Origin of the sequence: Clostridium tetanomorphum, assembly GCF_017873215.1 — a bacterium.
Classification (GTDB): Bacteria; Bacillota; Clostridia; order Clostridiales; family Clostridiaceae; genus Clostridium_AO; species Clostridium_AO tetanomorphum.
Genome location: NZ_JAGGKA010000008.1, coordinates 171571 through 179123 on the forward strand (window position 1 = coordinate 171571; position 7553 = coordinate 179123).

General features: G+C 29.0%; 5 protein-coding genes. All 5 read left to right on the forward strand.

Translation table 11 applies throughout. The features are described from left to right. Nucleotides 1-14 precede the first annotated feature (14 nt). A complete protein-coding gene (locus J2Z24_RS10050; protein WP_035151441.1) occupies nucleotides 15-1673 on the forward strand; it encodes a PTS transporter subunit IIBC in 1659 nt (552 codons plus the stop codon). Nucleotides 1674-1676: 3 nt separating this feature from the next. Continuing rightward, complete coding sequence (locus tag J2Z24_RS10055; RefSeq protein ID WP_035151443.1) at nucleotides 1677-2471, forward strand: endonuclease/exonuclease/phosphatase family protein; 795 nt, start codon at nucleotides 1677-1679, stop codon at nucleotides 2469-2471. A gap of 227 nt (nucleotides 2472-2698) precedes the next feature. Further along, complete coding sequence (locus J2Z24_RS10060) at nucleotides 2699-3694, forward strand: AraC family transcriptional regulator (protein WP_035151446.1); 996 nt, start codon at nucleotides 2699-2701, stop codon at nucleotides 3692-3694. Between the two features lie 220 nt (nucleotides 3695-3914). After that, complete coding sequence (locus J2Z24_RS10065; protein WP_035151451.1) at nucleotides 3915-5660, forward strand: ABC transporter ATP-binding protein; 1746 nt, start codon at nucleotides 3915-3917, stop codon at nucleotides 5658-5660. Nucleotide 5661: 1 nt separating this feature from the next. Further along, a complete protein-coding gene (locus tag J2Z24_RS10070; RefSeq protein WP_035151454.1) occupies nucleotides 5662-7386 on the forward strand; it encodes an ABC transporter ATP-binding protein in 1725 nt (574 codons plus the stop codon). Nucleotides 7387-7553: the final 167 nt, after the last annotated feature.

Below are 7553 nucleotides of genomic sequence, written 5' to 3' on the forward strand. Positions count from 1 at the left end.
TTGGGGGGATAAAAATGAGAAAGAATAAATTTATATCTTTTGATTTCTGGCAAAAGTTTGGTAAAACCTTGTTAGTTGTTGTGGCAGTTATGCCAGCAGCAGGAATTATGATTTGTATTGGTAAACTTATAGGAATGCAATTTTCCTCAGCACTATTTCAATCAGTAGCAAGAGTAACTGAAGATATAGGATGGGCAATAATAGGGAATTTGCATATTTTATTTGCAGTAGCAATTGGTGGATCTTGGGCAAAAGAACGTGCTGGAGGAGGCTTTGCAGGATTACTTACTTTTATTCTTACTAATAGAATAACAGGAGCTATTTTTGGGGTTAAACCTGAAATGTTTTCACAGGAAGCAGCAAAAGTAACCTCAATGTTTGGAAGAAGCTTAGTGGTTAAAGACTATTTTACTAGTATACTTGGAGCACCAGCATTAAATATGGGTGTATTTATAGGCATAATTTCAGGATTTTTAGGTGCTTACTTATATAATAAATATTATAATTTTAACAAATTACCAAAATCTTTAGCTTTTTTTAATGGAAAACGATTTGTACCTTTTGTAGTTATACTTGGCTCTGTAATAACAGCAATAATCTTATCTATTGTTTGGCCACCAATTCAAGGAGGATTAAATGCTTTTGGAAAATGGATAGCCACATCAAAGGATAGCGCACCAATAGTAGCACCATTTGTTTTTGGAGCATTGGAACGTATATTATTACCATTTGGACTTCATCATATGTTAACAGTACCATTAAACTATACCCCTCTTGGAGGAACCTATGAGATTTTAACAGGGCCAACTGCGGGAACTATAGTTTCAGGACAAGATCCATTATGGCTTGCATGGGTAAATGATTTAATGAATTTAAGAGCAGCTGGAGATATGACACAGTATAACAATGTGTTGGCAAGTATTGTACCTGCACGTTTTAAAGTAGGACAAGTAATAACATCCTTTGGTTCATTATTAGGAGTAGCTTTTGCAATGTATAAAAATGTAGATGCAGATAAGAGAGCTAAATATAAAACTGTTTTTTTATCATCAGCATTAGCGGTATTTTTAACAGGTGTTACAGAACCTATAGAATTTATGTTTATGTTTATATCACCAGTTCTATATGGGGTTTACGCACTTATTACAGGAACAGCTTTTGCTTTAGCAGATTTAATAAATTTAAGAGTTCATTGTTTTGGATTTGTTGAATTTATAGCTCGTACTCCAATGATGATAAATGCTGGAATTTCAAAGGATATAATAAACTTTATAATAGCAACTTTAGCATATTTTGTAGTAACTTATTTAATATTCAGCTTTTTAATAAAGAAATTCAATATACCTACTCCAGGTAGAGCAGGAAATTATATAGAAATGGAAGGAGAAGAAGATAAAAAAGAAGAAAAAGTAGAAGCAAAAGATGTTGATGAAGGTTCATTACCAGTAAAAATAATAAGTTTATTAGGAGAAAAGGAAAATATACTAGATGTGGATGCTTGCTTGACTCGTCTTCGTGTAACAGTAAAGAATAAAGATTTAGTTGCAGAGGAAAAGGAATGGAAAAAACTTGGAGCTATGGGTCTTATAGTGAAAGATAAAGGGGTCCAAGCAGTATATGGACCAAAAGCAGATGTATTAAAGTCAGATATTTTGGATATTTTAGGAGAATAGTTTATGAAAGTTCTTACTTTAAACTGTCATTCTTGGCAGGAAAAAAAACAATTAGAGAAAATACAATATTTAGCAAAGGTTATATGCCAAAATAACTATGATGTAATAGCGCTTCAAGAAGTCAGCCAAAGCATTAATAGCAGAATATTATTTGATAATATAAAAGAGGATAATTTTGCTTTCATATTGATAAAAGAACTTGAAATACTAGGAGAGGATAAATTTAAATTTGTATGGGATTTTTCACATATGGGCTATGATAAATATGAAGAAGGTCTTGCTATATTAACTAAATATCCCATAGAGGAAAAACATTCATTCTATGTTTCTCAAAGTAAGGATGAGAATTATTGGAAAACTAGAAAAATAATAACATGCAAAATAAAACACAACAATAAACCTATTTCACTTTACTCTTGTCATCTAGGCTGGTGGCATGACAAAGAAGAAAGTTTTAAATTTCAAGTAGATAAATTAATTGAGGATTTAAATGAAGAAGAAACCTGCATACTAATGGGGGACTTTAATAATGATGCTTTTTTAAAGCAGGAAGGATACCATTATCTTATAAATAAAAATCTAAAAGACCTATATGATTTAGCAAAATCAAAAGATAATGGAGTAACTGTTGTTGGAGATATTGATGGTTGGCAAGGTAACACAAAAAATATGAGATTAGATCTTATATTATCCAATAAAAATTTAAAAGTAGAATATTGTAAAGTTATATTTAATGGAATAAGAAAAGAAATAATTTCAGACCACTTTGGGGTGGAAGCAAAAATAAAAGAAGTATGATTAATAAGTAATAAAGGTGACATATGCTTTTTTATCATGAATCAGATTATATTTTAATAACTTAAATGCTAAAAAACATATTAGGGTATAGGATAAATTCTATTAAAATGATAAAATGAATATATATTATATAGTTGAGAATTATATTCAGTTGATAATTGACTTTGATAATTGTCAATTGTCCTCTGTCAACTAAAAAGTGTATTACACTTTTTAAAATGGGAGGGATGGTTTTGGGAATTAAAAGTGATATCGTAGAAAAGTACTGCAAATACATTGAGAAAGAGTTTAGTTGTAAAACTTCAGAGGAGTTTTTAGGTAAAAGGTATGTTATTGGCGAAGAATTTGGCATAGGCAATTTTTCAACAATGAAAATAGAGGATGGATTAGAAATTTCAATATCTAATATGTATAAAGCAGATACGTATTTTGATAATAGAAATTATAAAGATGAGATTTTAGAAGTAAGCTATTGTTATAGTGGAATCGGGCAAATTAATACTTTGCCACATAATGAGGAATATATATTTAAAGAAGGCCATATTTGTATTTATAAAGGGTTAAATGATGTGGAATATTTTAAATTTAAATATGATAAGTGCAAAACTGTATCTGTCCACATGAACTTTAGTACAGTTAAAAATATTGTGAATCCAATATGGGAAGACAAGATGATAATAGATTGGGAGAATAATATAAATAAGATATTTAAAGAAGACATATTAATAATTGAAAAGGCTAGCTATGAAATGAAAAAGATAGCGGAAGAAATAGGGGATATTTCAATAAACAGTATGTTAGATTATATGAAGTTAAAACTTAAGACTATAGAATTTTTGGCCACCTTTTTTGAAGAAAAATGCAATAAGAAGCCTTCATTAGATTTACCTAGACAGGAAACGGAAATCATAGTTAGTGCTAAGGAAATAATAAATAGAAGCTTTCCTAATATACTCTCTGTTAAAGAATTAGCTTGTAATTTAAATATAAGTATATATAAATTACAAGAAGAGTTTAAAAATATAACAGGATATACAGTGTATGAATATATAAAAAAGCTAAAAATTGAAAAAGCTAAAGATTTATTAAAGAATACAGATATGTCAATGTTGCAAATTGCAAATGAAATAGGATATGAAAATCCAAGTAAATTTGCCAGTGCATTTAAAGAGTATAATAAAATCACTCCATTAAAATATAAAAAATTAAATATGTATAAGTAGAATCCTTTATACAAAATAGCTGTAAAGAAAAATGCTTTCAATATTAACAAAATCATTGAATTTTGTTTTTTTGGAGCATTTTTTTATTTTTTGGAGTAGATAATGATAATCATTATCAATTATAATAGTTTTATAAGAACTTATAAAAATAATAAAGGAAAGGTGAAAATTATACATATTTATTATCTATTAATTTTTATTTTTTAAGGGGGGGGTAATTATGAAGAAACAATCAAATTTGGGATTTCTTTTAGAGATATCCGGTAAAGAAAAATTAAAGTTATATTTATCTGCTATATTTAGCGTAATAAGTTCACTGCTTTCTATAGTACCATATATTCTTATGTACAATATAGTATTAGAGCTTTTTAAAAATACAGTAGATTATGAAAGAATTAAATCTATGGCTATAACTGTAGGTATTATTGTAGTAATTAGGATGGCCGTGTTTTTACTATCAGGAGTATTTTCTCATATAGCAGCCTTTACCATACTTTATGAATTGAGAATGAAAGCTATAAATCATATGTCAAGGCTTAACATGGGATTTTTTACAGGTCATACTCTAGGAGAAGTTAAAAAAACCATAAATGAGGATATAGAAAAGTTAGAGAATTTTATAGCACATCAAATTCCTGATTTATCTGCAGCAGCTGTAACTCCTATTATAATTATAGGATATCTTTTGTATTTAGATTGGAGACTAGCTTTAGTTTTATTTATTCCTATTATTTTAGGAATTATAAGTCAAATAGGTATGTTTAAGGCTATGAAAGAAAGGATGGAGCATTATCATTATTTACTCCAAAAGATTAATTCTACTATTATTCAATATATAAATGGAATGAATGTAATGAAAGCTTTTAATTTATCTGCAAAATCCTTTAAAAATTATAAAGATATCACAAAAGAATATGCAGATTACTGGGTTCAGATGACTAAGGAAAGTTCACCTGCCTATGCAGTATTTTTAGTTCTCATAGATTCAGGACTTTTATTTATGATTCCTATTGGAGGAATAATGTTTTTAAAAGGAAGTATAAATGTATCTACCTATTTATTGTTCTTAATATTAAGTTCAAATTTCCTTACTTCTTTTAAACAATTATTAGAATTTGGAGTATCATTTTCAATGCTTTTAGAAGGAGCTGGAAAGGTAAGAGATATTTTGGATCAGCCTATACAGGTAGAAGGCATCAGAGATCTAAATGAAAAAATTAATGGAAAAATACAGTTTAACAATGTTACATTTAAATATGATAAAGAGGAAGTTATAAAAAATCTATCCTTAACTATAGAACCTAAGACTGTGGTTGCTTTAGTAGGTCCTTCAGGTTCAGGAAAAACCACATTAGGTCAATTGGTAGGAAGGTTTTGGGACGTAGATAAGGGAAGTATTGCTATAGATGGTATAGACTTAAAGGATATTAAAATGGAAGAGCTTATGGATAAGGTATCCTTTGTATTTCAGGATGTATTTATGCTTCAAGATACAATATTAGAAAACATTAAAATGGGATCTGATAAAACTATGGATCAGATTATTGAAGCTAGTAAAAAGGCACAAATTCATGACTTTATAATGAGCTTACCTGATGGATATAATACATCCCTTGGAGAGAACGGAATTAAACTTAGTGGAGGAGAGAAGCAAAGGATATCTATTGCCAGGGCAATATTAAAGAACAGCCCTATTGTAATTTTAGATGAAGTTACTTCCTATTCTGATATAGAAAATGAAAGCAAAATACAAGAAGCTCTTAGAAACTTGTTAAAGGGCAAAACTGCTATAATCATAGCTCATAGATTGTATACCATAAAAAATGCAGATAAAATTATAGTTTTAGATGAAGGAAAAATTATAGAACAGGGAAAACACAAGTATCTTATGAATAAAAAAGGATTATATAGACATCTTTGGGATATGTATGACTATGAATTAGCAAAGGCAGCAGGAGGGGAATAGTATGTTACAGGATATAAAGATATTATTAGGGAATCACAGTAAAAAACTTAGAAAACCTATAATTTTGTTAACTATAGATAGTTTATTTAACATGTTTTTTTATTCAATGTTGTATTTTGTACTTTTGGATTTAATTAGCTCCCAATTAAGTTTCTCTAAAATTAAAAATTATACTATTGCAATGGTGATAGCTTTTATGACTAGGGCTATAATCAATGCCGTAGGATATACAGGAATACAGGCTAGAGGAGCGAGAGGTATTGAGAGTATGCGTATATCCCTAGGAGATCACATTAGAAATATAAATTTAGGATTTTTTAATAAAAACAGTATAGGAAGTTTATCTAATATAATGACCAATGATTTGCAGGATTTTGAAAAAATAATAACTCACAATACCAGTGATTTAATAAAAACAGTGGTTCTTAGTGCTTATCTTCTTATAATAACATTTTTTATTGATACTCAGTTAGCTATTATTCAACTAGGGATTGTACTTGTGTCTATACCTATTATCTTAGCAGGAGGGCGCAAAGTTGCTAAAGTAGGTAAGGAAAAGAAGATAGTAATGAATGAAGTTATATCAAGAATGGTTGAATATCTTAGTGGTATACAGGTGTTTAAAGCACATAATTTAGTAGGTGAAAAGTTTGAAAGACTTGAAAAATCCTTTAGAGATTTTAAAAGAGAAAGTATAAGAACAGAAGTTTCAATTGTTCCCTTTGTACTTGTATTTCAGATAATAGTAGATTTAAGTTTTCCTATACTACTTATTATAGGTACAGCGAAATTTGGAGTAGCCAGTATTGGTAAAAAAGAGTTTTTAACATTTATTATAATAAATATAGCACTTACAAATATAATAAGAGCTTTTGCGGCTCAATATGGAAGTTTTAGATATCTTAAATTGGCAACAGAAAAATTAATAGGAATCTATAATCATCCAGAAATGAGCTACAAATATGAAGAGGTAGACTTTGAAAATTATGATATACAATTTGATAATGTAAGTTTTGAGTATGAAAAGGGAGAAAACACTATTAATAATTTAAGCTTTAAAGCAGAGGAAGGAACTATGACAGCATTGGTAGGACCTTCTGGATCAGGAAAAACTACAATTACAAGTCTTATAGCTAGATTTTGGGATGCAAGTAAAGGAACAATAAAAATAGGTGGACAGGATATAAAGAATATAAATCCAGATTCATTATTAAAGCATATAAGTATGGTATTTCAGGATGTGTATCTTTTAAATGATACCATATACAATAATATAAAATTAGGAAATCCTAATGCTACAGAAGAAGAGGTAATAGAAGCGGCAAGGATTACAAATTGTCATGAATTTATAGAAAAACTAGAAGATAAATATGGAACCATGGTAGGGGAAGGTGGTTCAACTTTATCAGGAGGAGAAAAACAAAGAATATCCATAGCAAGAGCTATATTAAAAGATGCACCTATAGTATTGTTAGATGAAGCCACTGCTTCTTTAGACGCAGATAATGAGTTTGAAATTAGAAAAGCCATAAAAAAACTTACAACAAATAAAACTGTAATAGTAATAGCACACAGATTAAACACTATAAAAGATGCGGATCAAATTATAGTATTAAATGCAGGTCAAATAGAAGAGGTGGGCAGCCACGAAAAATTAATAGAAAATAAAAAGAGATACTACAATATGTATAATGAAATGGAAAGGGCGCAAAACTGTGCACTCTAAAAAAGTGTATCTTTTAGTAAATGGTAAAGAAAGAGAAGAGAAGATAATAATTTAATCTTTTCTTCTCTTTTATTGTCTATAAATAAAACCACCTGCTATGCAGGTGTGTTCAGAAAAGCTTAAGCGTTGAAAAAAAACACCTCACTTTGATAGAATAGATATGGTTT

Bases quoted from the DNA above. Each gene is read 5' to 3' on its own strand.
- J2Z24_RS10050 (WP_035151441.1), top strand. From the start codon at position 15: ATGAGAAAGAATAAATTTATATCTTTTGATTTCTGGCAAAAGTTTGGT.
- J2Z24_RS10055 (WP_035151443.1), top strand. From the start codon at position 1,677: ATGAAAGTTCTTACTTTAAACTGTCATTCTTGGCAGGAAAAAAAACAA.
- J2Z24_RS10060 (WP_035151446.1), top strand. From the start codon at position 2,699: ATGGTTTTGGGAATTAAAAGTGATATCGTAGAAAAGTACTGCAAATAC.
- J2Z24_RS10065 (WP_035151451.1), top strand. From the start codon at position 3,915: ATGAAGAAACAATCAAATTTGGGATTTCTTTTAGAGATATCCGGTAAA.
- J2Z24_RS10070 (WP_035151454.1), top strand. From the start codon at position 5,662: ATGTTACAGGATATAAAGATATTATTAGGGAATCACAGTAAAAAACTT.